At 72.0% G+C, this 22,152-nt stretch carries 23 protein-coding genes; 11 read left to right on the top strand and 12 right to left on the bottom strand.

Annotated features, from left to right (window positions below; translation table 11 throughout):
* Positions 1–124 precede the first annotated feature (124 nt).
* The gene (locus ACIBK5_RS31665; RefSeq protein WP_399024844.1) at positions 125–1,327 is read left to right on the top strand and encodes a cytochrome P450; all 1,203 of its coding nucleotides are present in this window, start codon (positions 125–127) and stop codon (positions 1,325–1,327) included.
* Here ACIBK5_RS31665 and ACIBK5_RS31660 read toward each other — a convergent pair.
* The 3 genes from ACIBK5_RS31660 to ACIBK5_RS31650 all read right to left on the bottom strand — a co-directional run bounded on the left by ACIBK5_RS31660 (position 1,311) and on the right by ACIBK5_RS31650 (position 4,145).
* On the bottom strand, positions 1,311–1,535 hold the full coding sequence (locus tag ACIBK5_RS31660) for a hypothetical protein (protein WP_399024842.1): 225 nt from the start codon (positions 1,533–1,535) through the stop codon (positions 1,311–1,313). The genes ACIBK5_RS31665 and ACIBK5_RS31660 overlap by 17 nt on opposite strands.
* A gap of 70 nt (positions 1,536–1,605) precedes the next feature.
* Complete coding sequence (locus ACIBK5_RS31655; protein WP_399024841.1) at positions 1,606–3,234, bottom strand: ABC transporter permease; 1,629 nt, start codon at positions 3,232–3,234, stop codon at positions 1,606–1,608.
* Complete coding sequence (locus tag ACIBK5_RS31650) at positions 3,231–4,145, bottom strand: ATP-binding cassette domain-containing protein (protein ID WP_399024839.1); 915 nt, start codon at positions 4,143–4,145, stop codon at positions 3,231–3,233. Before ACIBK5_RS31650 ends, ACIBK5_RS31655 begins: the two co-directional genes overlap by 4 nt.
* Positions 4,146–4,219: 74 nt before the next feature.
* Between ACIBK5_RS31650 and ACIBK5_RS31645 the strand changes: the two genes are divergently transcribed.
* Positions 4,220–4,717 carry a GbsR/MarR family transcriptional regulator gene (locus ACIBK5_RS31645; RefSeq protein WP_399024837.1) on the top strand — a complete coding sequence of 166 codons (498 nt, stop codon included), beginning with the start codon at positions 4,220–4,222 and terminating at the stop codon, positions 4,715–4,717.
* 19 nt (positions 4,718–4,736) lie between these two features.
* Here the strand turns inward: ACIBK5_RS31645 and ACIBK5_RS31640 are convergent, their stop codons facing one another.
* On the bottom strand, positions 4,737–5,615 hold the full coding sequence (locus ACIBK5_RS31640) for a diacylglycerol kinase family protein (RefSeq protein WP_399024835.1): 879 nt from the start codon (positions 5,613–5,615) through the stop codon (positions 4,737–4,739).
* 185 nt (positions 5,616–5,800) lie between these two features.
* Here ACIBK5_RS31640 and ACIBK5_RS31635 point away from each other — a divergent pair, with 185 nt between their 5' ends.
* Entirely contained in the window at positions 5,801–7,084 is a 1,284-nt protein-coding gene (locus ACIBK5_RS31635) for an adenylosuccinate synthase (RefSeq protein ID WP_399024833.1), read from the top strand.
* Positions 7,085–7,127: 43 nt separating this feature from the next.
* Here the strand turns inward: ACIBK5_RS31635 and ACIBK5_RS31630 are convergent, their stop codons facing one another.
* From ACIBK5_RS31630 to ACIBK5_RS31615, 4 genes are all read right to left on the bottom strand, one after another.
* On the bottom strand, positions 7,128–7,514 hold the full coding sequence (locus ACIBK5_RS31630; RefSeq protein ID WP_399024831.1) for a hypothetical protein: 387 nt from the start codon (positions 7,512–7,514) through the stop codon (positions 7,128–7,130).
* 33 nt (positions 7,515–7,547) lie between these two features.
* Positions 7,548–8,198: a hypothetical protein gene (locus ACIBK5_RS31625; RefSeq protein WP_399024830.1), complete on the bottom strand. Its 651-nt coding sequence runs from the start codon at positions 8,196–8,198 to the stop codon at positions 7,548–7,550.
* Positions 8,199–8,333: 135 nt separating this feature from the next.
* Complete coding sequence (locus ACIBK5_RS31620; protein WP_399024828.1) at positions 8,334–9,032, bottom strand: GntR family transcriptional regulator; 699 nt, start codon at positions 9,030–9,032, stop codon at positions 8,334–8,336.
* A 118-nt stretch (positions 9,033–9,150) separates the two neighbouring features.
* Complete coding sequence (locus ACIBK5_RS31615; protein ID WP_399024826.1) at positions 9,151–10,506, bottom strand: aspartate aminotransferase family protein; 1,356 nt, start codon at positions 10,504–10,506, stop codon at positions 9,151–9,153.
* Positions 10,507–10,687: 181 nt separating this feature from the next.
* Between ACIBK5_RS31615 and ACIBK5_RS31610 the strand changes: the two genes are divergently transcribed.
* The 4 genes from ACIBK5_RS31610 (at position 10,688) to ACIBK5_RS31595 (ending at position 15,628) form a co-directional block, all read left to right on the top strand.
* Positions 10,688–11,293, top strand: coding sequence for a type 1 glutamine amidotransferase family protein (locus ACIBK5_RS31610; protein ID WP_399024823.1), 606 nt, complete (start codon positions 10,688–10,690; stop codon positions 11,291–11,293).
* On the top strand, positions 11,290–11,748 hold the full coding sequence (locus ACIBK5_RS31605; RefSeq protein WP_399024822.1) for a MarR family winged helix-turn-helix transcriptional regulator: 459 nt from the start codon (positions 11,290–11,292) through the stop codon (positions 11,746–11,748). The genes ACIBK5_RS31610 and ACIBK5_RS31605 overlap by 4 nt, the downstream gene beginning before the upstream one ends.
* A gap of 79 nt (positions 11,749–11,827) precedes the next feature.
* Positions 11,828–13,933, top strand: coding sequence for a serine/threonine-protein kinase (locus tag ACIBK5_RS31600; RefSeq protein ID WP_399024820.1), 2,106 nt, complete (start codon positions 11,828–11,830; stop codon positions 13,931–13,933).
* A gap of 144 nt (positions 13,934–14,077) precedes the next feature.
* The gene (locus tag ACIBK5_RS31595) at positions 14,078–15,628 is read left to right on the top strand and encodes a substrate-binding domain-containing protein (RefSeq protein WP_399024818.1); all 1,551 of its coding nucleotides are present in this window, start codon (positions 14,078–14,080) and stop codon (positions 15,626–15,628) included.
* A 168-nt stretch (positions 15,629–15,796) separates the two neighbouring features.
* On the opposite strand, the gene ACIBK5_RS31590 is transcribed toward ACIBK5_RS31595, so the two are convergent.
* Positions 15,797–16,552 carry an SLATT domain-containing protein gene (locus tag ACIBK5_RS31590; protein ID WP_399024815.1) on the bottom strand — a complete coding sequence of 252 codons (756 nt, stop codon included), beginning with the start codon at positions 16,550–16,552 and terminating at the stop codon, positions 15,797–15,799.
* Positions 16,553–16,831: 279 nt separating this feature from the next.
* Between ACIBK5_RS31590 and ACIBK5_RS31585 the strand changes: the two genes are divergently transcribed.
* From ACIBK5_RS31585 to ACIBK5_RS31575, 3 genes are all read left to right on the top strand, one after another.
* On the top strand, positions 16,832–17,173 hold the full coding sequence (locus tag ACIBK5_RS31585; protein ID WP_078899404.1) for a YbaB/EbfC family nucleoid-associated protein: 342 nt from the start codon (positions 16,832–16,834) through the stop codon (positions 17,171–17,173).
* Between the two features lie 127 nt (positions 17,174–17,300).
* Positions 17,301–17,900, top strand: a complete 600-nt coding sequence (gene recR / locus ACIBK5_RS31580) for a recombination mediator RecR (protein ID WP_003991835.1) — start codon at positions 17,301–17,303, stop codon at positions 17,898–17,900.
* Positions 17,893–18,552 (top strand): DUF5063 domain-containing protein, encoded by a 660-nt coding sequence (locus ACIBK5_RS31575; protein ID WP_399024812.1) that lies wholly within the window; start codon positions 17,893–17,895, stop codon positions 18,550–18,552. The genes recR and ACIBK5_RS31575 overlap by 8 nt, the downstream gene beginning before the upstream one ends.
* 21 nt (positions 18,553–18,573) lie before the next feature.
* Here the strand turns inward: ACIBK5_RS31575 and ACIBK5_RS31570 are convergent, their stop codons facing one another.
* On the bottom strand, positions 18,574–19,410 hold the full coding sequence (locus tag ACIBK5_RS31570; RefSeq protein WP_399024811.1) for a PhzF family phenazine biosynthesis protein: 837 nt from the start codon (positions 19,408–19,410) through the stop codon (positions 18,574–18,576).
* A 150-nt stretch (positions 19,411–19,560) separates the two neighbouring features.
* Between ACIBK5_RS31570 and ACIBK5_RS31565 the strand changes: the two genes are divergently transcribed.
* A complete protein-coding gene (locus ACIBK5_RS31565; RefSeq protein WP_399024809.1) occupies positions 19,561–20,100 on the top strand; it encodes an SgcJ/EcaC family oxidoreductase in 540 nt (179 codons plus the stop codon).
* Between the two features lie 6 nt (positions 20,101–20,106).
* Here ACIBK5_RS31565 and ACIBK5_RS31560 read toward each other — a convergent pair whose 3' ends face one another.
* The gene (locus ACIBK5_RS31560; protein WP_399024807.1) at positions 20,107–21,444 is read right to left on the bottom strand and encodes a sensor histidine kinase; all 1,338 of its coding nucleotides are present in this window, start codon (positions 21,442–21,444) and stop codon (positions 20,107–20,109) included.
* Positions 21,441–22,136 carry a response regulator transcription factor gene (locus ACIBK5_RS31555; protein WP_399024805.1) on the bottom strand — a complete coding sequence of 232 codons (696 nt, stop codon included), beginning with the start codon at positions 22,134–22,136 and terminating at the stop codon, positions 21,441–21,443. The genes ACIBK5_RS31560 and ACIBK5_RS31555 overlap by 4 nt, the downstream gene beginning before the upstream one ends.
* Between the last annotated feature and the right edge of the window lie 16 nt (positions 22,137–22,152).

The following is a 22,152-nucleotide window of genomic DNA, read 5'->3' as shown; positions in this document are numbered from 1 at the left end:
CTGCGATGACTTGAGCCGCTAAGGCGGCGTTTCCAGCCTAACGATCTTCGTTTCGTCGGCCCGGCCGCGCCACGTGAAGGAACACCCCTGGTCAGTGAAGGGGATGTGGGGTTAGCGTCCCGCCATGGCTGCATTCGACCCATGGGACCCGGCGTTCCTCGACGACCCGTACCCCGCCTACGCCGAGCTGCGTGCCCAGGGCCGCGTGCACTACTACGAGCCCACGAACCAGTGGCTCGTCCCGCACCACGCGGACGTCTCGGCCCTGCTGCGCGACCGCCGCCTCGGCCGGACGTACCGGCACCGCTTCACGCACGAGGAGTTCGGCCGGACCGCGCCGCCGCCCGAGCAGGAGCCGTTCCACACGCTCAACGACCACGGGATGCTCGACCTGGAGCCGCCGGACCACACCCGGATCCGGCGCCTGGTGTCGAAGGCGTTCACACCGCGCACGGTGGAGCGGCTGAAGCCGTATGTGCGGGGCCTGGCCGACGACCTGGCGTCGGCGCTGGCGGCGGCCGGCGGGGGAGATCTGCTCAAGGACGTGGCGGAACCCCTCCCCGTCGCCGTGATCGCCGAGATGCTCGGCATCCCGGAGTCCGACCGGGCCCCGCTGCGCCCCTGGTCGGCGGACATCTGCGGGATGTACGAACTGAACCCGTCCGGGGAGACTGCGGCGAAGGCGGTCAGGGCGTCGGTCGAGTTCTCCGACTATCTGCGCGAACTGATCGCGGCCCGCCGCAAGGAACCGGGCGACGACCTCGTCTCGGGCCTCATCGAGGCACACGACGAGGGCGACCGCCTCACCGAGCAGGAGATGATCTCGACGGCGGTCCTCCTGCTGAACGCCGGCCACGAGGCCACGGTGAACTCCACGGTCAACGGCTGGTACGCCCTCTTCCGCAACGAGCCACAACTGGCGGCCCTGCGCGCCGACCACACCCTCATCCCCACCGCCGTCGAAGAGCTGATGCGTTACGACACCCCGCTCCAGCTCTTCGAACGCTGGGTCCTGGACGACATCGAGATCGCCGGCACGACGATCCCGCGCGGCGCGGAGATCGCCCTGCTCTTCGGCTCCGCCAACCACGACCCGGCGGTCTTCACGGACCCGGCCCGCCTGGACCTGACCCGCACGGACAACCCGCACATCTCCTTCAGCGCGGGGATCCACTACTGCATCGGCGCGCCGCTGGCCCGGATCGAACTGGCGGCCTCGATGGCGGCCCTGCTGGAGAAGGCCCCGGCACTCCGCCTCGCCGAGGAGCCACGGCGCAAGCCGAACTTCGTGATCCGGGGTCTGGAGGGGCTCAGCGTCGAGGCCTGAGACGCCGGAACAGCGCCCAGGCCGCCAGGGCGGCGGCGACCCCGCCGAGGAGCGCCAGCGGCAGTTCGGCGTAGAGCACGCTCCAGTCCGGGGCCGCCTCGAACCGCCAGAGCCGCTCCCGGACGCCGACGGCCCACGCCGCGAGTCCCGCGCCCGCTCCGGCCGCCGCGGTCAGACAACCTGCCGCGGCCTGCGTACGTTGTCCCATGCCCCGCATGGACGTACGCGGGCCGCTGCGCAGTTCCCGCCACCGCTCAGGTCGTCATGTCCGCCGTCGCTCAGGTCGTCATGTCCCGGCGCCGCAACCCCGCCAGGCCGGCGGCCACCAGCACCACGGCCAGCCCCAGCAGGACCAGCACCGGCCCCCACTCCATCTCCCCGCCCGGCAGCTTGGGCAGATGGCCGAAGGGAGACACGTCCAGCACCGCCTGCGGCACGTCCAGCGCGGGTCCGACCCAGCCGATCAGCAGCACCGCTCCGGCGACGCCCCAGGCCGCCGCCGCTGCCCGGGGCAGTACGCCGGTCAGCAGGACCGCGAGGCCGCCGATCACCCAGACCGCCGGGACCTGGACGAGGCACGCCCCCAGGATCGGCCCGGTCTCCTTGCCGTAGCCGACGGCGAAGCCGAGGCCGGCCAGGAGCATGAGGAGCGCCGAACCGCCGAAGGCGATCGCCAGATGCCCTGCGGCCCAGCGCAGCCGGCCGACGGCGTTCGCCAGGACCGGTTCCGCCCGGCCCGAGGTCTCCTCGCCGTGCAGACGCAGCACCGACGCCACGACGTACAGGGCCGCGACCAGGCCCAGCATGCCGACCATCGACGCCAGGAACGCGTCCGTCAGGCCGGACCGGCCTCCCATCCGCTCGAAGATCCGCCGGGCGTTGTCGTTGTCGCCGACCAGGTCGGCCGCGCCCTCGGTCATACCGCCGTAGACGGCCCCGGCGAGGAGGAAGCCGATGCTCCAGCCCAGCACACCGCCCCGCTGCAACCGCCAGGCGAGCGCGCCCGCGCTGCCCAGGCGGCCGGTGGCCGGGCCCGGCCGGGTGGGCAGGAAGCTCATGCCGAGGTCCCGGCGGCCGGCCAGCCCGTAGGCCACCGCGCCCTGGAGCAGGACGGCCCCGGCGAGCAGCGCCAGCACCCACCAGCGTTCGTCCGCGTACGGCCGCAGGTTCTCCAGCCAGCCCAGCGGCGACAGCCAGGTCAGCACCGACGAGCCTCCCCCAGTGCCGAAAGCCTGGGAGGTGCCCCCATCCCTCGCCGAGTCGCCCGCCGCGCGCAGGACGAACGCCGTGCCCAGCACCGCCGCCGTCAGCCCACGGGCCAGCCGCGCGCTCTCCGTCAGCTGGGCGACGATCGCCGCCATCGTCGCGAAGACCATCCCGACTCCGGCGATCCCGAGGCCCAGGGCCAGCGCCCCGACCGTGCCCTGCCCGGCCAGTCCGGCCGTCACCAGCAGCGCAAGGACCGCGTTCGCGACCGCCGCCGCCAGCAGGGCCGACGTCAGGGAGGCCCGGCGCCCCACCATCCCGGACGCCACCAGCTCCTGACGGCCGCTCTCCTCCTCGTCCCGGGTGTGCCGTACGACGACCAGCAGGCTCATCACGGCGGCCAGGGCGCCCGCGTAGACGCCGACCCGCCAGGCCGTCAGGGCGCCGATCGAGTCGTCGAAGACGGGGCCGATCATCGCGCGCAGCGAGGAGTTGGTGGCCATCTGCCGGATCAGGTCGGCGCGTTCGGCGGCCGTGCCGTACAGGCCCTCCAAGGTGCTCGGCATGGAGAGGACCATCAGGGCGTTGACCCCGATCCACACCGGGATCACCAGCCAGTCGCGGCGCAGCGCGAACCGCAGCAGCGTGCCGGTGCCGGCCAGTTGGCGTGAGGTGCCGGGCCGCACCGCGAAGGCCGTCATCGGGCCACCGCCTCTGCCGTCTCGTCCGCCTCGTTCTGGTAGTGCCGCAGGAAGAGCTCCTCCAGCGTCGGCGGCGTCGACGTCAGCGACCGCACACCCGACTCGCTCAGCGACCGCAGTACGCCGTCCAGCCGGTCGGTGTCGACCTGGAGCCGGACCCGTCGCCCCCGCACGTCGAGGTCGTGGACGCCCGGGAGGACCGCCAGCCCGTCGGGCGGGCCCGCGAGTTCGGCGACGACGCTGGTGCGGGTCAGATGCCGCAGGTCGGCGAGCGATCCGCTCTCGACCGTACGGCCCTTGCGGATGATGCTCACCCGGTCGCACAGCTCCTCCACCTCGCTGAGGATGTGGGAGGAGAGCAGGATCGTGCGGCCCCGGTCGCGCTCCTCGGCGACGCACCGCTGGAAGACCTCCTCCATCAGCGGGTCCAGTCCCGAGGTCGGCTCGTCCAGGATCAGCAGGTCGACGTCCGAGGCGAACGCGGCGACCAGGGCCACCTTCTGCCGGTTGCCCTTGGAGTACGTACGGCCCTTCTTGGTGGGGTCGAGTTCGAAGCGCTCGACCAGCTCCGCCCGGCGCCGGGGGTCAAGACCGCCGCGCAGACGGCCGTAGAGGTCGATGACCTCGCCCCCGGAGAGGTTGCGCCACAGGGTCACGTCCCCCGGGACATAGGCGATACGGCGGTGCGCCTCGACCGCGTCCGTCCACGGGTCGCGGCCGAGCACCTGCGCGGCGCCCGAGTCGGCGCGCAGCAGCCCGAGCAGGACGCGGATGGTGGTGGACTTCCCGGAGCCGTTGGGGCCGAGGAAGCCGTGGACCTCGCCGGAGGCGACCTCCAGATCGAGCCCGTCGAGCGCGTGCGTCCGCCCGAAGGACTTGTGCAGTCCGGAGACGGTGATGGCCTTCGTCATGCTTCAGAACGTACGCTTCTTTCAGAAATTTGTGAAGTTAAGGAAGCGTATGAATCACGGATAGGGTGGATCACATGACGGAATCAGCCGGAGGCGGCCGGGACGCGGAGGCCGTGTCGAGATTCGTGGAGTCCTTCGCGGCGCAGCTCGTCGAGGCCGGGATGCCGCGGATGCCCGCCCGGGTCTTCGCCGCGCTGCTCGCCTCCGACGAGGGGTCGCTGACCTCCGCCGAACTGGGAGACCAGCTGCGCATCAGCCCCGCGGCGGTGTCCGGGGCGGTGCGCTACCTGGCCCAGACGCACATGGTCTCGCGCGAACGGGAGCCCGGTTCGCGTCGGGAGCGCTACCGGGTGCACGGCGACCAGTGGTACGAGGCCCTGACCAACCGCGAGGCCGTCCTCAAGCGCTGGGAGGGCGCCCTGCGCGAGGGCGTCACCAGTCTCGGCGCCACGACCCCGGCGGGCCGCCGCCTCTCCGAGACGCTCGCGTTCTTCGAGTTCCTGGAGGGCGAGGTCGAGGCGATGATGGAGCGCTGGCGGGTGCACCGGGAGAAGACGTTCGGGCCGGAGTGACCAGGGACCGAGGACCGGCTCACGACCCCGCCGGCACCGTCAGCCCCCAAGCCCCCTCCCGCACACTCCACGTCCGGGTCCGCACCGGGCCCGAGACCACCGTGTCCGCCCGGTAGCGGAAGTGGGCGCCCGAGACGGTCACCGTGCGGCCCTCCGCGAGCAGGGGAGAGGCCTCGGCGCCGACCGACACCGGCCTGACCTCCACCGACGCGATCCCCGCGGGGCCCGGTGCCACCGACACCGCCTCCACCGGCTGGTTCAGGTCGACGAGGGTCTCCCCGTCCACCTCGACCCGCAGCCGGGACGGCCCGGGCTCCGGTGCGGCGGTGAGCCGGGACGGGCGGCCGGCCGGCACCAGCGTCCGGACCAGGGACTGGCAGGTCCGCAGCCACGGGCGGCCCGTCACGGACTCCGAACCCTCGGCCTCCGGAGCCTCCGCCGCCGGGAAGGGCGAGAGGGGCGGTATCCGCAACGCGCCGAGCACCACCCCGTCGCTGTCGTCGACCATCAGGTCCATCCGCCGCTCGACCCCGTCGAGCACCGCCCGTGCCGCGGCCACCGTCCCCGTCGGCACCCCCAACGAACGCGCGAGGGACTGCACAGCACCGACCGGCACCACCGACAGCGCGCACCCCGTCAGCTCCCGATGCCGGTGCAGCAGCGACACCGCGCGGATCAGGGCCCGGTCGTCGCCCACCACGACCGGGCGCCGCGAGCCCCGCCGGGCCAGCGCCCGGGCGAACTCCTCCGGCCCCTCCGGGAGGCACACCTTCGTGCCGGCACCCCCGCTGAGCACGTCTTTCGCGATCCGTACGGACTCGTTGTCCGTCCGGCGGGCGACCGGGTCTATGACCACCAGCAGCTGCTCGGACGTCGGAGAAGTCGCCACCTCGGCCATGCCTCGCTTCCTCGGGTAGCATCTTTGTGCAAGAGCCCCTTGCGCTATTGCGCCAGGGGCTTCGTCTATTCCGGGGCATCCGGTCCGACGGTTGGCGGCCAACGATGGTCGCGGTGCACACGGTGGTACACCGCCGCGTTCGCCCTCGACCATGGACATGCCCCGCCCGGAAGGGGTGTACGCGCGTGCCCGCACTTGTGCTGCTCGGTGCTCAGTGGGGTGACGAAGGCAAGGGAAAGGCCACCGACCTGCTCGGTGGATCTGTGGACTATGTAGTGCGCTACCAGGGCGGCAACAACGCCGGCCACACGGTGGTCGTGGGTGACCAGAAGTATGCACTGCACCTCCTCCCTTCCGGAATCCTGTCTCCCGGCTGCACGCCGGTCATCGGTAACGGTGTCGTCGTCGACCCGTCGGTCCTGCTCTCCGAGCTGAGCGGTCTGAACGAGCGTGGTGTCGACACCTCCAAGCTCCTCCTCAGCGGCAACGCGCACATCATCACGCCGTACAACGTCACCGTCGACAAGGTGACGGAGCGCTTCCTCGGAAAGCGCAAGATCGGCACGACCGGGCGCGGCATCGGCCCGACCTACGCGGACAAGATCAACCGTGTCGGTATCCGTGTGCAGGACCTCTACGACGAGTCGATCCTGACGCAGAAGGTCGAGGCGGCCCTCGACATCAAGAACCAGGTACTCACCAAGCTCTACAACCGGCGCGCGATCGCCGTGGACCAGGTGGTCGAGGAGCTGCTGACCTACGCCGACAAGCTTCGGCCGTACGTCTCCGACACCGTCCTGGTGCTGAACCAGGCCCTGGAGGAGGACAAGGTGGTCCTCTTCGAGGGCGGCCAGGGCACGCTCCTCGACATCGACCACGGCACGTACCCCTTCGTCACCTCCTCGAACCCGACCGCGGGCGGCGCCTGCACCGGCGCCGGTGTGGGCCCGACGAAGATCAGCCGGGTCATCGGCATCCTCAAGGCCTACACGACCCGGGTCGGCGCGGGCCCGTTCCCGACGGAGCTCTTCGACGAGGACGGCGAGGCGCTGCGCCGCATCGGCGGCGAGCGCGGTGTCACCACCGGCCGTGACCGTCGCTGCGGCTGGTTCGACGCCGTCATCGCCCGGTACGCCACCCGCGTCAACGGCCTGACCGACTTCTTCCTCACCAAGCTCGACGTCCTCACCGGCTGGGAGCAGATCCCGGTCTGCGTGGCCTACGAGATCGACGGCAAGCGCGTCGAGGAGCTCCCGTACTCCCAGACCGACTTCCACCACGCGAAGCCGGTCTACGAGATGCTGCCGGGCTGGAGCGAGGACATCAGCAAGGCCAAGTCCTTCTCCGACCTGCCGAAGAACGCCCAGGCCTATGTGAAGGCGCTGGAGGAGATGTCGGGCGCCCCGATCTCCGCGATCGGCGTGGGCCCGGGCCGGGACGAGACGATCGAGATCAACTCGTTCCTGTAGGACGCCTCCTGCTGCGGCCGGTGACCCGAGGTGAGACCCTCGGTCACCGGCCGAGCTGTGCCGCCAGCTCCTGGACGATGTGATAGCCGCCGGCCAGATCGATGCCGGTGCGCTCGCGGAGCAGCTTGACGGCCTTGATGTCCGAGTCCCGCTTCCCCTCGCCCAGTACGTCCGTCAACTGGGCGACCAGCGCGGCGTCCGACTCCCGCAGGACGTCCAGTGCCTGGCGGTGCGTGGTGGGCAGCGTGCCTCCCTGGACCATCAGGTCCAGCGCCAACGAGCCGGTGAGCAGGTTCAGACCCGAGTTCTTGCGCAGACGGCGGATCGCCCTGGCCGTCCGGCCCTCACCCGCCAGCACCCTCGCCTCGTCCTGCGCCTCCTGCTCGACCGTTGTGATCATCGCGGTCAGGCGTGCTTGCTCACTCGTCATGGACGCACCTTCCGATCGGATCCTGCCTCGCCCTCAACTGAAGACGATCATCGACCCCTGCGCCAGACTCCGGGTCACCGCCGCGTGCAGGCCGAGCCAGACGTGTCGTTCGCGGGCGAAGGGGCTGGGGTCGTACGGGGCGGGGGCGGCGGGTTCCTCCAGCTCCGTGGGGTTCGGGGGTGCCTGGGGGGCCGCCGGCGGGTTGGCCGGGTCGATGCCGAGGGCGGGGGCGACCGTCTCCAGCTCCCGCAGCAGGGCGTGCGAGGAGCCCAGCGGGCCGCCGCCCGCGAGGAGATCGTCGTCGGCGAGGGGGCTGGGGAAGTCGACGGGGACGTACGCGCCCGCGTGGTCGTAGTGCCAGACCAGGTGCGACTGCTGGGCCGTCGACTCGAACATCTCCAGCAACTGCTCGTAGTCGCCCCCGAGTTCGTCCACGGGCGTCACCGGCAGGCCGCACACCTGGAGCAGATAGGCGCGGCGCAGGAAGTGCAGGGCGTCGTAGTCGAAGCCCGCGACCGGCGCGACATCGCCGGACAGGCCCGGCATGTACTGGTACACCGGCACCGGCGGCAACCCGGCCTCGGCGAGCACCTTGTTGTATTGCGCGAGTTCCTCGGCGAAGGGGTTGTCCGGCGTGTGGCACAAGACGTCGACGAGCGGTACCAGCCACAGGTCACAGGCCAAAGAAGGCTCCTCGATCAGCTCAGCGGTCGGGTGGCGTCGGATGGCACGGTGGTCAGGGAAGCGTATCGGTGCGGCACGGCAGAGGCTCCTGTCGTGCATGTCCCATACCCATACGAACAGCCGCGACGCAGGCCGTCAGCAGGCGAGGCGCTCGATCAGGGCGAGCGAGTGCGAGTTGTAGCCGGCGATGATCGACCGGGCCGTGACGGTGTCCTGGGCGGCCAGGGCGTCGACCAGCGCGGTGTGGCCGGCCCACAGCTCGCCGCGCAGGTCGGCGAGGCGGCGCAGATGCTGCACCGCGCCGACCCAGGTCTGCACGCGCAGCCGGTGCAGGAAGTCGCCCAGGTAAGGGTTGCCGAAGAGGGCGGCGAGTTCGCGCCAGTAGCGCAGGTCGTAGCCGATGAGGACGGTGAGGTCACCGGCCGCGGCGGCCCGCTGGGCCTCCTCGCCGCGCCGCCGGACCCCGGCGAGCACGGCGGCGACCTTGGGATCGTCGGGCTGGAGTGAGGCCCGCTGCCCGGAGGTCAGGGCGTGGAACATGCCCTCGATCACCAGGTCACGGGCCTCGATCATGCCGCGGAAGTCCTCGGCCGAGTACTCGTGGACCCGGAAGCCCCGGTGCTGGTCGGCGTCGAGGAGCCCCTGGGCGGAGAGGTCGACCAGGGCCTCGCGTACCGGCGTCGCGGACACGCCGTACTGCTCGGCGATCTCCTTGACCGTGAACTCCTGCCCCGGCTGGAGCCGTCCGGCCAGCACCTCGTCACGAAGCGCGTCCGCGATCTGCTGGCGCAGGGTGCTGCGCGTCACGGCGCCGTTGCCGGTCCTGCCGGGCATGGTCAGGGCGTCTCCCTCGTCGCGTTCGGGTGGCGTGCACGTATATGTCTACGAGCACGCCACCTTACGCGTTCGAATGAGGCGCGAGGTTGTCGGTTACTGACGGGTTTACAGCTGTTTACTCCGTGTACTCGTCCGCTACCGACAGCGCCGTGTCCAGTACCGCGAGGCCTTCCTTCAGCTCCGCCTCGCTGATGTTGCAGGGCGGCACCACATGCGTCCGGTTCATGTTCACGAACGGCCACAGCCCGCCGCCCTTCGCGGCGGCGGCGAAGGCGGCCATCGGCGCGTTCGCCTCCCCGGCCGCGTTGTACGGCACCAGCGGCTCACGCGTCTCCCGGTCGCGCACCAGCTCCAGCCCCCAGAACATGCCGGTGCCCCGCACCTCGCCGACGCTCGGGTGCCGCTCGGCGAGCGCGTGAAGCTCCGGCCCGACGACGGACGCGCCCAGCCGGGCCGCGTTCTCGACGACGCCCTCCTCCGCCATGACATTGATCGTCGCCACGGCCGCCGCGCAGGCCAGCGGGTGCCCGGAGTAGGTCAGACCGCCGGGGTACGGCCGCTTCCCGAACGTCTCCGCGATGGCACCGGAGATCGCGACACCGCCGAGCGGCACGTAGCCGCTGTTCACGCCCTTGGCGAAGGTCAGCAGGTCGGGGGTGACGTCGAACAGGTCGGCCGCGAACCACTCACCGGTCCGCCCGAACCCGGCCATGACCTCGTCCAGGACGAAGACGATCCCGTACTTGTCGCATATCTCGCGCACCCCGGCGAGGTAGCCGGGCGGCGGGACCATGATCCCGGCCGTTCCCGGGATCGTCTCCAGGATGATCGCCGCGACGGTCGAGGGCCCCTCGAAGGCGATCGTCGTCTCCAGGTGCTCCAGCGCCCGCGCGCACTCCTGCTCCTCGGTCTCGGCGTAGAAGCGGGAGCGGTAGAGGTAGGGCGCCCAGAAGTGCACGACCCCGGCCGTGCCGCTGTCGGAGGCCCAGCGGCGCGGGTCGCCGGTGAGGTTCACGGCCTGCTGGGTGCCGCCGTGGTACGAGCGGTACGCCGAGAGCACCTTCGGACGGCCCGTGTGCAGACGGGCCATCCGGATCGCGTGCTCGACGGCGTCGGCGCCGCCGTTGGTGAAGAAGATCTTGTCCAGGTCGCCCGGGGTCCGCTCGGCGATCAGCCGTGCCGCCTCCGACCGCGCCTCGATCGCGAACGCGGGCGCGAAGGTCGTCATCCGCGCCGCCTGCTCCTGGATCGCGGCGACGACCTTGGGGTGCTGGTAGCCGATGTTCGTGTAGACGAGCCCACTGGAGAAGTCCAGGTAGCGGCGGCCGTCGTAGTCCCAGAAGTGCGACCCCTCCGCGCCGGCGACGGCGAGCGGGTCGATGAGCTCCTGGGCGGACCAGGAGTGGAACACATGGTCACGGTCGGCGGCCTTGACGGCGGCACCGGCTTCGGGGTTCGGCTGAGGGGTCATGCGGGCGAGCGTAGGCATGCGAGGTGCGAGCGGGAAATCGGCGTCGTGTGTGAGGTCTGGGGGTTTCCGCGACAGGTTGTCGACGGGGAGATGTCGCACGGGGGAGCCATTGACGGGAGCTATTGACAACATGCTGTCGATTGGACAGTATGTTGTCATACTCGGACCTCCAGGAGGAGCCATGAGCGCCAAGCCCGTCCATCTCGCCGTCTACGACACCCTCGCCGACTGGGAGACCGGCCACGCCACGGCCCAGCTCGCCCGCGCGGGCCACACGATCCGCACGGTCGGCCCGACCACGGCCCCCGTCACCAGCACCGGCGGACTGCGCGTCCAGCCCGACGCGGCCCTGGACGACGTACGCCCCGAGGACAGCGCGCTGCTGATCCTCCCGGGCGCCGACCTCTGGGACACGTCGGACGACCTCGCGCCCTTCGCCCGCAAGGCCCGGGCCTTCCTGGAAGCGGGCGTGCCGGTCGCCGCGATCTGCGGGGCCACCGCCGGACTGGCCCGGGAGGGCCTGCTCGACGACCGTGACCACACCAGCGCGGTCTCCTTCTACCTGGCCGCGACCGGCTACGCGGGCGGCGGGCGCTACGTCGAGACCGACGCCGTCACCGACGGCCCCCTGGTCACCGCGGGCCCGACCGAGCCCGTCGCCTTCGCCCGGGAGATCCTCCGGCTGCTCGGGGTCTACGAGGGTGAGGTCCTCGACGCCTGGTACCGGCTGTTCCACGACTCCGACCCGGCGGCCTACGCGGTGCTGGAGAAGGCCGGCGCCCTGTGAGCCGGGAGCGTCAGGACCTGCTCAGCCGCAGCGCCCTCGGAGTCTTCAGGCTCAACGGCCAGTTCCTCGCCGTCGCGGAGGAACTGGCCAAGCCCGCCGGGCTCACCGCCGCCTGGTGGCAGGTGCTCGGCGCGGTCCTCGGCGAGCCGCTGCCCGTCTCCGGCATCGCCCGCGCCATGGGCATCACCCGGCAGAGCGTGCAGCGCATCGCCGACCTGCTGGTGGAGCGCGGCCTCGCCGAGTACCGGCCGAACCCCGCGCACCGCCGCGCCAAGCTCCTCGCGCCGACCGAGGAGGGCCGTGCGGCGATCGCCCGTATCGACCCCGGGCACGCGGCCTTCGCCGACCGGCTGGCGGAGGAGTTCGGGGAGGCGGAACTGGCGGAGGCGGTACGGCTGCTGGAACGTCTGTCCACGGTGCTCGACCAGGCAGGTCCGCCTGTTACGGAACCGTAGAGTTCGCCCAGGTCACCCCGGCACGCCCCCGCACTATTCTCGATCTGTTGCTCACGTGTGGGGGGAAGGCGGCTGAGCGATGGAGAAACTGGGGTCCGGGGATCCGCAACGCATCGGCGCCTACCGGCTGCTGGCGCGGCTCGGCGCGGGTGGCATGGGGCAGGTGTATCTGGCCCGCTCCGAGCGGGGCCGTACGGTCGCCGTGAAACTCGTGCGCGAGGAACTGGCGGCGCAGGAGGAGTTCCGGGAGCGGTTCCGGCAGGAGGTGCGGGCCGCACGGCGGGTCGGCGGGCACTGGACGGCGCCGGTGCTGGACGCGGACACCGAGGCGGCCGTGCCCTGGGTCGCCACCGGGTACGTCGCCGGGCCGAGTCTCCAGCAGGTCGTCGGGCACGACCACGGTGCCCTGCCCGAGCGGACGGTCCGCATCCTCGCCGCCGGGCTCGCGCACGCGCTGAAGGACATCCACGCCGCCGGCATCGTCCACCGCGACCTCAAGCCGTCCAACGTGCTGGTCACCATCGACGGCCCGCGCGTCATCGACTTCGGTATCGCACGGGCCCTGGAGACCGTGACGGACGGCGGGCTCACGCGCACCGGCGCGCTCGTCGGATCGCCCGGCTTCATGGCGCCCGAGCAGGTGCGGGGCGACCGCATCACCCCGGCCTGCGACGTCTTCTGCCTCGGCTCCGTCCTCGCCTACGCCGCGACCGGCGCCCTGCCCTTCGGCACCGCCAACAGCGGTGTGCACGCGCTGATGTTCCGCATCGCCCAGGAGGAACCGGACCTCACGGGCGTCCCCGAGGGCATCGCCGACCTGGTCCGCGACTGCCTCCGCAAAGACCCCGCCGCCCGCCCGACCCTCGACCGCGTCCTGGAACGCACGGGCGCCGACGACACCGTCTCCGACGGCCGCGCCCTCGACCCCTGGCTGCCGAGCGCACTGGTCGCCCAACTCGGGCGGCACGCGGTGCGGTTGCTGGACGCGGAGGACCCGGAGGGGGCCGGTGCGGCTGACGGGCCCCTGGAAGGGGCGCGGGGCGGGGACACGGGCGGCTCCGCCGCGCGGACGCGACCAGCCTCCACCGGCCCTGAAGGGGCGCGGGGCGGTGACACAAACGGCTCCGCCGCGCGGGCGCGACCAGCCCCCACCGACCCTGAAGGGGCGCGGGGAACTGCGCGACCAGCCCCCACCGGCCGGCAGCCGGAGTACGGAGCCGACGCCACCCTCGAACACGCCCCGGCCGCCGACGAATCGTCACCGAACCCCGTGCCACAGGCACCCACCGCACCCACCGCACCCACCGCCCCCGCCGCGCCCCCGGCCCCGCCCCCGCCGGGCCGCCCGGGCGAGGGCCCGCCCCTGAACCACCTGCCCACCATGGTCGCGGGCCAGGGCACGACCCCGCCGCCGCACGCCCCCGGCCCGGCCGCCCCGCCCCCGCCGCCGCACCCGGCGTACGGCTACCCCCAGCAACACCCCCAGCCCGGCCCCGCCTACCCCGCCCACGGCGGCGGCCTCGGTGGCGGCCTAGGCTCCACCCCGCCCTACGGCCCACCGCCGTACGGCACACCCCCGCCCTACGGCCCAACGCCGTACGGCACACCGCAGGAACCGCCCCGGAACGGCCGTTCCACCGCGCTGCTCGTCGTGATCGCCCTGGTCGTCGCGCTGGCCGCGGGCGGCTCGGTGTACGCGCTGATGCAGGGCGGTGAGGGCGACCGGGCCGACGACCGCCCCACCCCCACGCAGGACACCGGCAGCCCCTCGGACTCCGGCCCCTCCCCGGAGACCTCGCGGCCGGACACCACCGCCTCCCCGGCAGGCGGCGCGATCCCCACGGCGTACCTCGGCAACTGGACCACCACCATCGACAACGCCGACGGGCAGCACACCCGGTCGTTGACGATCCAGCAGGGCGAGCCGGGCGACACGGTCCTGTCCCTCGTGGCGGACGGTCCCACCAAGGGAGGCGGCACCTACCACTGCGTGTTCGAGGGCGAGCTGACCGATGCCCCGGGCACCGACGGCCCGCTGAAGATCGGCCCGTCCACCGTGACCGTCGGGCAGCCGCGCACCGCCTGCACACCGGGCGCGGCCACCGAGGTCACCCTCCTGACCGACTACACGCTCGAGCGCGTGAACACGAGCAGCGGGGAGCGGCTGACGTACTCGAAGCAGTGACCAACTCCCGTTTCCGATGAGGTCGTTGAACGAGATCGTTGAACGTCCGGCGAATTCCAGCCGACGAATTCCGGATACTCGCTCGTACAGCCGTACGGTGACCAGACGATCGATTTCGTCCGGGCGGCGGCGGGGGCACGCACGATGGAGTGGTTGAGCGCGGAGAACCTCGTGGCCGTGGCGACGGCCATGCTCGGCATCATCGCCTCGGGCGTCATGGTCTGGTACGAGCGCCGGGTGCCGCGCCGCAAACGCGTCGGGTACCGCGTGCAGATGGACAACCCCATCGGCGACGACGTGCGTTCGGGCCGCGCCAACCGCCGTCTCGGCCTGTTCGACGAGGCCCCGGACATGTCCGACGCGACGCTCGTCCTGCTGCGCGTCGAGAACGACGGCTCGCAGGGCATCGACCGCGACGACTACACCGGCCCCGAACTGCACGGCCTGACCGCGGTGTTCGCCGGCCGCACCGTCCGGGGCGTCTCGGTGACCCAGCCGTCGGACACCGCCCACCTCATGGACCACTTCACCGCGGCCCGCGGCTTCGCCTACGACGGCAACACCCTGCGCATCCCCCGCGTCCCGCTCAACCGCGGCGACCACTTCAAGCTGCTCGTGCTGCTCGCCGGCGGCGATGTCGGCGACGAGATCCAGCTGGTCGGCGGCCTGCGCGACGGCGAGGTGCACCCCAACCGCAGCGCCACGCCGGACGACAAGCCGCCGCTGTTCAGCCGGGCGGCGCGGCTGATCACCATCGCGCTCACGGTGAGCGTGGTCACCCTGGCGGCGATCGTCGTCGTCCAGGACGACACCCCGCCCCCGATCGGCTGCGCGAGCGGCACCCTCACCCTCACCGGCTCGACCGCCTTCGCGCCCGTCCTGCGCGAGGTGGCCCGCAAGTACGAGCGGGACTGCGGCGGCGACCCGGCCATCGAGGTGGACACCCACGGCTCGACGGCCGGGATCCGGGAACTCGCGGCGGCCGGCGCCGAGGCGGCACGGGACGGGCGGGGCTCCCCGCCCCTGGTGGCCCTGTCGGACGGCCCCAAGCCGGCCGGTCTGCCCGAACTGCGCGAGAACCGGGTGGCGGTGTCCGTCTTCGCGCTGGTGGTCAACGACGACGTGAGCCTGAAGAACCTGTCCACGGCGGACGTACGGCGCCTCTACCGGGGCGAGATCCGCAACTGGAGGCAGCTCGGCGGCCCGGACCTGCCCGTGCACCTGGTCAGCCGCGACGCGGGCTCCGGGACGCGGCAGGTCTTCCAGCGCCGGGTGCTGGGACGGGGCGAGATCGCCAACTCCTCCGTCGACTGCGTCCACAAGGACGACCCGACGGCGGCCGTCATCCGCTGCGAACTCGACTCCACGGAACAGGTGCTGACCACGGTCGCCGGCCTCCCGGGCGCCGTCGGCTACAGCGAACTCAACCTGGCCGCCCGCGCGAAGGGCCTGCACTCGCTGCGCCTGGACGGCGACCCGGCCTCCGTCGACGCCATCGAGCACGGCACGAGCGACTACCCGTACCGCGAGATCGAGTACGCCTACACCTACGGCCGGCCCCCGGCGGACTCCCTGGCGTCGAGCTTCCTGACGTACCTCTCCCGAGGCAACGGCCAGGACGTCACCCGCACCCACGGCCACGTCCCCTGCTGGACCCCGGAGGGCCTCATCCTCTGCGCCCAGGACGCTTCGTAGCCGCGGGCACGCGCACCGCCCCAGCCGCGGGCTGCGCGCCGCCTCAGCTGCGGGCATGCGTGCCGCTAGGGGCGGCACGGGTGGGCGCAGCGGCACCTCGTCACGCCGAGCTGCGCACCGACCCGCCCTCAGCGCCAACGCCGAGCACCAGCGAAACAAACGGCAAGCTCACCGCGGCTCCGGCGGCCGCTGCCGAGGCATGTTCGGCCTCGCACCCCCCGCCGGCGGCACGGAGAACCGCCCGTTCACACCCCCCGCCTCAACCCCCCGCCCCGCACCGGACAACACCACCGCCTGCACCCCCACCGGCGCACCCCCGGCCCGGAACTCGCCCATCCAGTCCCCGGTCTCCACCCGGACCAGCTCACTCACGTCCTCGGTGAACCTCCGCAGCACCCCCAGGCACCGCTCGGCGGCCTCGGCGGCCGTCCCCTCCGCGGGGCCCAGCACCTCCCGCACGCTCTCCGCCGCCCAGTCGAACTGCAACGCCTGCAAGCGCCGCTGCACGGCCTGCGCGGTGGCCACGTCCCGCATCCAGCCCGACGTCACCCCGAAGTACCGGTCGGCGGCCACACACGCCACCCCGAGCAGCAGCGCCAGGCACCCCCAGGGCGCGACCCCGCCCGCGACCCCGGTCAGATCCAGCAGGGGCAGCGCGACGCCGGTGACCGCCCCCACCGCGGCCCCGCAGCGCAGCACCCGCGCGCACCGCCGTTTCCACACCCGGTCCTCGAGATACCAGGCCGCCGTCCGCAGCGCCCCGCGCTCCACCCACCGGTACAGCTCGTCCAGCCGGGCCGCCGGCTCGCCCCAGTCCCCGAGCGGAAGGGCCCGCCCGGTCAGATCGCCCGGCCGCGGCCGGGACGCCCCCTCGCCCCGTCCGTCCTGAGGCGGCACCTCGGGCTGCATCTCCGGCTGACCCACCCGGCACTCCCTACTGACCACGAACGACCATGTACGACCACGCGCGGTTCACGCCGAATCACACTGCGCGACGAACGACCCATCTGACGCGCCGGACCCTTCCTACCCCCCAATGGGTGGCGAAGGCGTAGCTTTCGCCTCTTTTCCGCCCGGAAGTATTCCTTGATCCGGTATAGGGCGCGAGGGGGGGCTCACTCGAAAGAGTGCTGGGGCGACGGCAGGCCTGACCACGTAGGCTCGTGCCGAACGGGAAAACCCGTACCGAGCAAGGAGCTGATCGTGATCCCCGGTGGTGGCCAGCCCAATATGCAGCAGTTGCTCCAGCAGGCCCAGAAGATGCAACAGGACCTGGCACAGGCGCAGGAGGAACTGGCGCAGACGGAGGTCGACGGGCAGGCGGGCGGCGGCCTGGTGACCGCGACCGTCACCGGCGCCGGCGAACTGCGCGCCCTGAAGATCGACCCGAAGGCGGTCGACCCCGACGACACCGAGACCCTGGCCGATCTGGTCGTGGCGGCGGTCCAGGCGGCCAACGAGAACGCGCAGGCGCTCCAGCAGCAGAAGCTGGGCCCGCTCGCGCAGGGTCTGGGCGGCGGCGGCATCCCGGGTCTGCCGTTCTGAGACGCCCGCCGCCTTCCTCGGACGGGCGGCGGACAACTACCGTACGTACGGAAAGGCCGTACGCGACGAACGACCTCGAAGACCTCCAAGTCCTTGAAGGCCTCGAAGTTCCAAGAAGGGCAGTCCGTTGTACGAAGGCGTGGTCCAGGACCTGATCGACGAGCTGGGGCGGTTGCCCGGCGTCGGTCCCAAGAGCGCCCAGCGGATCGCCTTCCACATCCTCCAGGCCGAACCGACGGACGTACGGCGGCTCGCCCAGGCCCTCATGGAGGTCAAGGCGAAGGTCCGCTTCTGCGCGACCTGCGGCAACGTCGCGCAGGAGGAGCTGTGCAACATCTGCCGCGACACCCGGCGCGACCCCGCCGTGATCTGCGTGGTCGAGGAGCCGAAGGACGTCGTGGCGATCGAGCGGACGCGTGAGTTCCGGGGCCGGTACCACGTCCTGGGCGGCGCGATCAGCCCGATCGACGGGGTGGGGCCCGACGACCTGCGCATCAGGGAGCTGCTCGCCCGGCTCGCCGACGGCACGGTCACCGAGCTGATCCTCGCCACGGACCCCAATCTCGAGGGCGAGGCGACAGCGACGTACCTCGCCCGCATGATCAAGCCCATGGGCCTGAAGGTCACCCGCCTGGCCAGCGGCCTCCCGGTGGGTGGCGACCTGGAATACGCGGACGAGGTCACTCTCGGCCGCGCCTTCGAGGGGAGACGACTCCTAGATGTCTGACGCCACGCTGCACGCGACCGACCAGAACCCGGACGACTTCGCGGTCCAGATCGCGGACCAGGTCGAGAGCTTCCTGGTCGCCGTCACGGAGGTCGCGAAGGGCGACGAGCCGGAATCGGCGGTGCCCTTCCTCCTCCTGGAGGTCTCCCAACTCCTCCTGGCCGGCGGCCGGCTCGGCGCGCACGAGGACATCGTGCCGGACGAGCGCTACGAGCCCGACACGGGCCCGGACGTGGATGTCGACGAGCTGCGCGAGAACCTGGCCCGCCTCCTCGACCCGATCGACGTCTACTCCGAGGTCTTCGACCCCTACGAGCCCCGCAAGGCGCCGGTCCCGGCCCGGATCTCCGACGACCTCACGGACGTCATCACGGACCTGCGCCACGGCATGGCCCACTACCGCGCGGGCCGCACCAGCGAGGCGCTGTGGTGGTGGCAGTTCTCCTACTTCTCCAACTGGGGCTCCACCGCCTCCGCGACCCTCCGCGCCCTCCAGTCGGTCCTCGCCCACGTCCGCCTCAACCAGCCCCTCGCCGAACTCGACGGCCTGGACACGGATCAGGGCATGGGCGACGACACGCTGGAGTTCGAGGCGGGCCGGGTCATGGCGGAGGAGATCGGCGGCCCGCTGGGCATGCGCCCGGCCACGTAGCCGGCCTCGCCCGAGGAGCGCTCAGAGCCGTACGGCCGGGCCGGTCACGGCGATTCCGGTGTCCGTCTCCGCCGGTACCGTCACCGTGATCGTGCTCGGCCGCCCCATGTCCACGCCCTGGTGGACCGTCAGGGTGGCCGGGGTCGGTACGAGTCCCAGTTCCCGCAGATAGCCGCCGAACGCGGCTGCGGCCGCTCCCGTGGCCGGGTCCTCCACCACACCGCCCGGCGGGAACGGGTTGCGGGCCTGGAAGACGGTGGGCGACTCCCGCCGGACCAGGTCGATCGTGGTCCAGCCCGTGCGGGCCATGAGCGCGCCGAGTTCCGCCATGTCGTAGTCGAGGCGGGCCAGCCGCTCCCGGCTCGCGGTGGCGAGGACCGGGTGCCAGGCTCCGGCGAAGGCGGCCCGGGGAGGCAGCGCCGGGTCCAGGTCCGCCCCGGACCAGCCCAGGATCGCCAGCAGCTCGGCCAGGTCGCCCTCCTCGATCGGTGCCGTACGAGGGGCGACGCTCACCAGGGTCGCCACCAGGGTGCCGTCCGCCGACCGGTCGGTGGTCACCGTGACCGGGCCCGCCGCGGTACGCAGCAGCAGGCGCCCGGTGCCGTGCCGCTCCGCGTGGGCCACGGCCGTGGCGATCGTCGCGTGGCCGCAGAACGGCACCTCGGCGAGCGGGCTGAAGTACCGCACGTCCAGGGTGTCGTCGTCGGACGCCACCACGAACGCCGTCTCGGAGTAACCGACTTCGGCGGCCGTCGCCAGCATCGCCGCGTCGTCGGCCCCGGCGGCGTCCAGCACCACACCTGCCGGGTTGCCGCCCCTGGGATCCGTACTGAACGCCACGTAGCGCAATATCTCCATGCGCAGACGGTAGCGCCCGACTCGTGGTCACACCCCGTGAATTGGGGCCGTCTTGCATGTCCCCTGTACGTCCGCTGCACGGGCCCTAACCGGTGGAACGCGAGTCTGGAGTCACTTCACCAACTCCCCTCGATCCCACCGGAGACGCAGATGAACCGCCGCCCCGCAGCCACCTCCATACGCAAGCGCGTCGCCGTCGCCACCGGCGTGGCCGTTCTCGCCGCCGGAACCATCGCCGCCGGCGCGGGGGTCGCCGGAGCCGACTCGCGTGACGGGTCCGCGAAGAAGTCCCCCAGGACGGTCACCAAGGCGCAGGTGCTCGGGCTGTTCGACAACTGGAACGCGGCGCTGCGGACCGGCGACCCGAAGAAGGTCGCCGACCTGTACGCCAAGGACGCGGTCCTGCTGCCGACCGTCTCGAACAACGTCCGCACCGACAGGGCCGAGATCGTCGACTACTTCGAGCACTTCCTCAAGAACAAGCCCGTCGGAACGAAGATCGAGTCCCACGTCAACATCCTCGACCGGAACACCGCCATCGACACCGGCGTGTACGAGTTCGCGCTCACCGACCACGAGACCGGCGAGAAGAGCACCGTCGAGGCTCGCTACACCTACGCCTACGAGAAGCAGCCGAACGGGAAGTGGCTGATCGTGAACCACCACTCCTCGAAGATGCCGGAGAGCTGAGCGGTCTCAGCCGCCCGCCCGGTGGGACGCCCGGAGCGTGATCGTCACGCACAGGCCGCCGCCCGGGGCGTCCGTCAGCGCCACGGTTCCGCCGTCGTCCGTCGCCAGTTGCCGGACGACGGAGAGGCCCAGGCCCGAGCCGGACTTCCCGGTCAGGCCCTGGCCCCGCCAGAAACGGTCGAAGGCGCGGGACTTCTCGGTGTCCGACATGCCGGGGCCCTCGTCCAGGACCGACACCCCCACCACATCGCCCCGGTGGTCCACCCGCACGGTGATCGTCCCGCCGTCCGGTGACACCTCCAGGGCGTTGGAGAGCACGTTGTCCAGCATCTGGTCCAGATGACCGGGGCTGGCCAGCACAGACGGCCGGCCGTCGGCACTCCCCCTGAGCGCGATGGTGACTCCGCGCTCGTCGGCGGCCGGTCTCCACACGGCGAGCCGTTCCCGCACGATGTCCATCAGCGGGAGCGGCTCGGCCGCCGTCACCTTGGCCTCGGCCCGGGCCAGCACCAGCAGCCCGTTGACCAGGCGGCTCATCCGGACGACCTCCGCCGTCGCCTGCTCCACGTCCTCGCGCACGAACTCGTCGTCCACGCCGTCCGCGATGTTGTCCAGGGACAGCCGCAGCGCGGTGAGCGGGGTGCGCAGCTGGTGGGAGGCGTCCGCGACGAAGATGCGCTGGGCGGCGATCAGGGTGTCCAGGCGTTCCGCGCCCTGGTTGAGGGTGCGGGCGAGGGTCTGGGTCTCGGGCGGGCCCGTCACGGGGGAGCGGGCGGTCAGATCTCCGTCGCTGAACTTGCTGGCCATGTCGTTGAGCTGGCGCAGCGGGCGGGTGATACGGCGGGCGGCGAACGCGCCGATGGCGGCGGCCGCCGCGAGCACGACCACCGCGAGCCCGGCCCGGAAGCCCCAGATCTGCCAGAGCCGCCTGGTCATGTCCGAGGTCGAGTAGACGATCCGCACGGCCGCGTCGCCCCGCGCGGGGACGGTGACCTTCAGGTGCTCGCCCCAGACGAAGTCGGAACCCCAGTCCGTCGTCACCTCGTTCTTCTGCGTGGCCCGGGTCAGCGCCTCGTCCGCGGTGGGCTCCGGCAGCTTCGGGTCACAGGAGGCGGTGGGGGTCGCCTGTACGTCGCCGTACGCCCTGGCCACCTCGGTCAGGGCCTCGCACGAGGCGCCGGTGCCGTTGCTCAGCAGCAGCGCCATCGTGTTCGCCTCGCGCAGGACGGACTGCCTGGTGTCGTCCCGCAGCTGCTTGGTGAGGGTGAACGCGACCGGCACCGTGAACAGGAAGATGGCCACCGCGACCAGGAGGATGTAGCTCCGGATGAGCTGCCGGTTCATGAGGCCCCGTCGTCCTTGACGATCTCCAGCCGGAAGCCCACCCCGCGCACCGCCTCGATCGCGATCGCCCCGGAGAGCTTGCGCCGCAGCGCCGCCACGTGCACGTCCAGCGTCTTGGTCGGCCCGAACCAGTTCGCGTCCCAGACCGCTTCCATGATCTGCTCGCGCGACATCAGTGCCCCGGGCTCCTCGGTGAGGAAGGCCAGCAGGTCGTACTCCTTGGGCGCGAGGGCCACCTCCTCGCCGTCGAGGCGCACCCGGGCGGCCTTGCGATCGACCGTCAGACGCGTGCCGTAGCGGTCGGGGCCGGGCGCGGGGGCGCCTGCCACGGGCTTGCGGGCCTGCGTGCGGCGCATGACCGCCCTTATCCGGGCGATGACCTCCCGGACGCCGAACGGCTTGGAGACGTAGTCGTCCGCGCCGAGCTCCAGGCCCACCACCCGGTCCGTCTCGTCGCTGCGGGCGCTGATCACGATGATCGGGACGTCGCCGCGCTCACGCAGCGCTTTGCAGACGTCCAGGCCGTCGGTGTCGGGCAGGCCCAGATCCAGCAGGACGACGTCGTAGGGGCCCTCGTGCCGCAGCGCCGCCGCGCCGGTGGTCACCCACTCGACCTCGAAGCCGTAGCGCCTCAGGCCACGGCGCAGGGACTCGGCGACCGGCTCATCGTCTTCCACCAGAAGTACGCGCACAGCCGAACCCTAGTGC

This window comes from Streptomyces sp. NPDC050546 (genome assembly GCF_044457425.1).
Taxonomy (GTDB): Bacteria; Actinomycetota; Actinomycetes; order Streptomycetales; family Streptomycetaceae; genus Streptomyces.
The sequence above is the reverse complement of the archived record's forward strand: the minus strand, read 5'-3'. Positions and strand labels throughout refer to the sequence as shown.

Coding starts and splice junctions, on each gene's coding strand:
- ACIBK5_RS31665 (WP_399024844.1), top strand. CDS start 125: ATGGCTGCATTCGACCCATGGGACCCGGCGTTCCTCGACGACCCGTAC.
- ACIBK5_RS31660 (WP_399024842.1), bottom strand. CDS start 1,535: ATGGGACAACGTACGCAGGCCGCGGCAGGTTGTCTGACCGCGGCGGCC.
- ACIBK5_RS31655 (WP_399024841.1), bottom strand. CDS start 3,234: ATGACGGCCTTCGCGGTGCGGCCCGGCACCTCACGCCAACTGGCCGGC.
- ACIBK5_RS31650 (WP_399024839.1), bottom strand. CDS start 4,145: ATGACGAAGGCCATCACCGTCTCCGGACTGCACAAGTCCTTCGGGCGG.
- ACIBK5_RS31645 (WP_399024837.1), top strand. CDS start 4,220: ATGACGGAATCAGCCGGAGGCGGCCGGGACGCGGAGGCCGTGTCGAGA.
- ACIBK5_RS31640 (WP_399024835.1), bottom strand. CDS start 5,615: ATGGCCGAGGTGGCGACTTCTCCGACGTCCGAGCAGCTGCTGGTGGTC.
- ACIBK5_RS31630 (WP_399024831.1), bottom strand. CDS start 7,514: ATGACGAGTGAGCAAGCACGCCTGACCGCGATGATCACAACGGTCGAG.
- ACIBK5_RS31620 (WP_399024828.1), bottom strand. CDS start 9,032: ATGCCCGGCAGGACCGGCAACGGCGCCGTGACGCGCAGCACCCTGCGC.
- ACIBK5_RS31615 (WP_399024826.1), bottom strand. CDS start 10,506: ATGACCCCTCAGCCGAACCCCGAAGCCGGTGCCGCCGTCAAGGCCGCC.
- ACIBK5_RS31610 (WP_399024823.1), top strand. CDS start 10,688: ATGAGCGCCAAGCCCGTCCATCTCGCCGTCTACGACACCCTCGCCGAC.
- ACIBK5_RS31600 (WP_399024820.1), top strand. CDS start 11,828: ATGGAGAAACTGGGGTCCGGGGATCCGCAACGCATCGGCGCCTACCGG.
- ACIBK5_RS31595 (WP_399024818.1), top strand. CDS start 14,078: ATGGAGTGGTTGAGCGCGGAGAACCTCGTGGCCGTGGCGACGGCCATG.
- ACIBK5_RS31575 (WP_399024812.1), top strand. CDS start 17,893: ATGTCTGACGCCACGCTGCACGCGACCGACCAGAACCCGGACGACTTC.
- ACIBK5_RS31570 (WP_399024811.1), bottom strand. CDS start 19,410: ATGGAGATATTGCGCTACGTGGCGTTCAGTACGGATCCCAGGGGCGGC.
- ACIBK5_RS31565 (WP_399024809.1), top strand. CDS start 19,561: ATGAACCGCCGCCCCGCAGCCACCTCCATACGCAAGCGCGTCGCCGTC.
- ACIBK5_RS31560 (WP_399024807.1), bottom strand. CDS start 21,444: ATGAACCGGCAGCTCATCCGGAGCTACATCCTCCTGGTCGCGGTGGCC.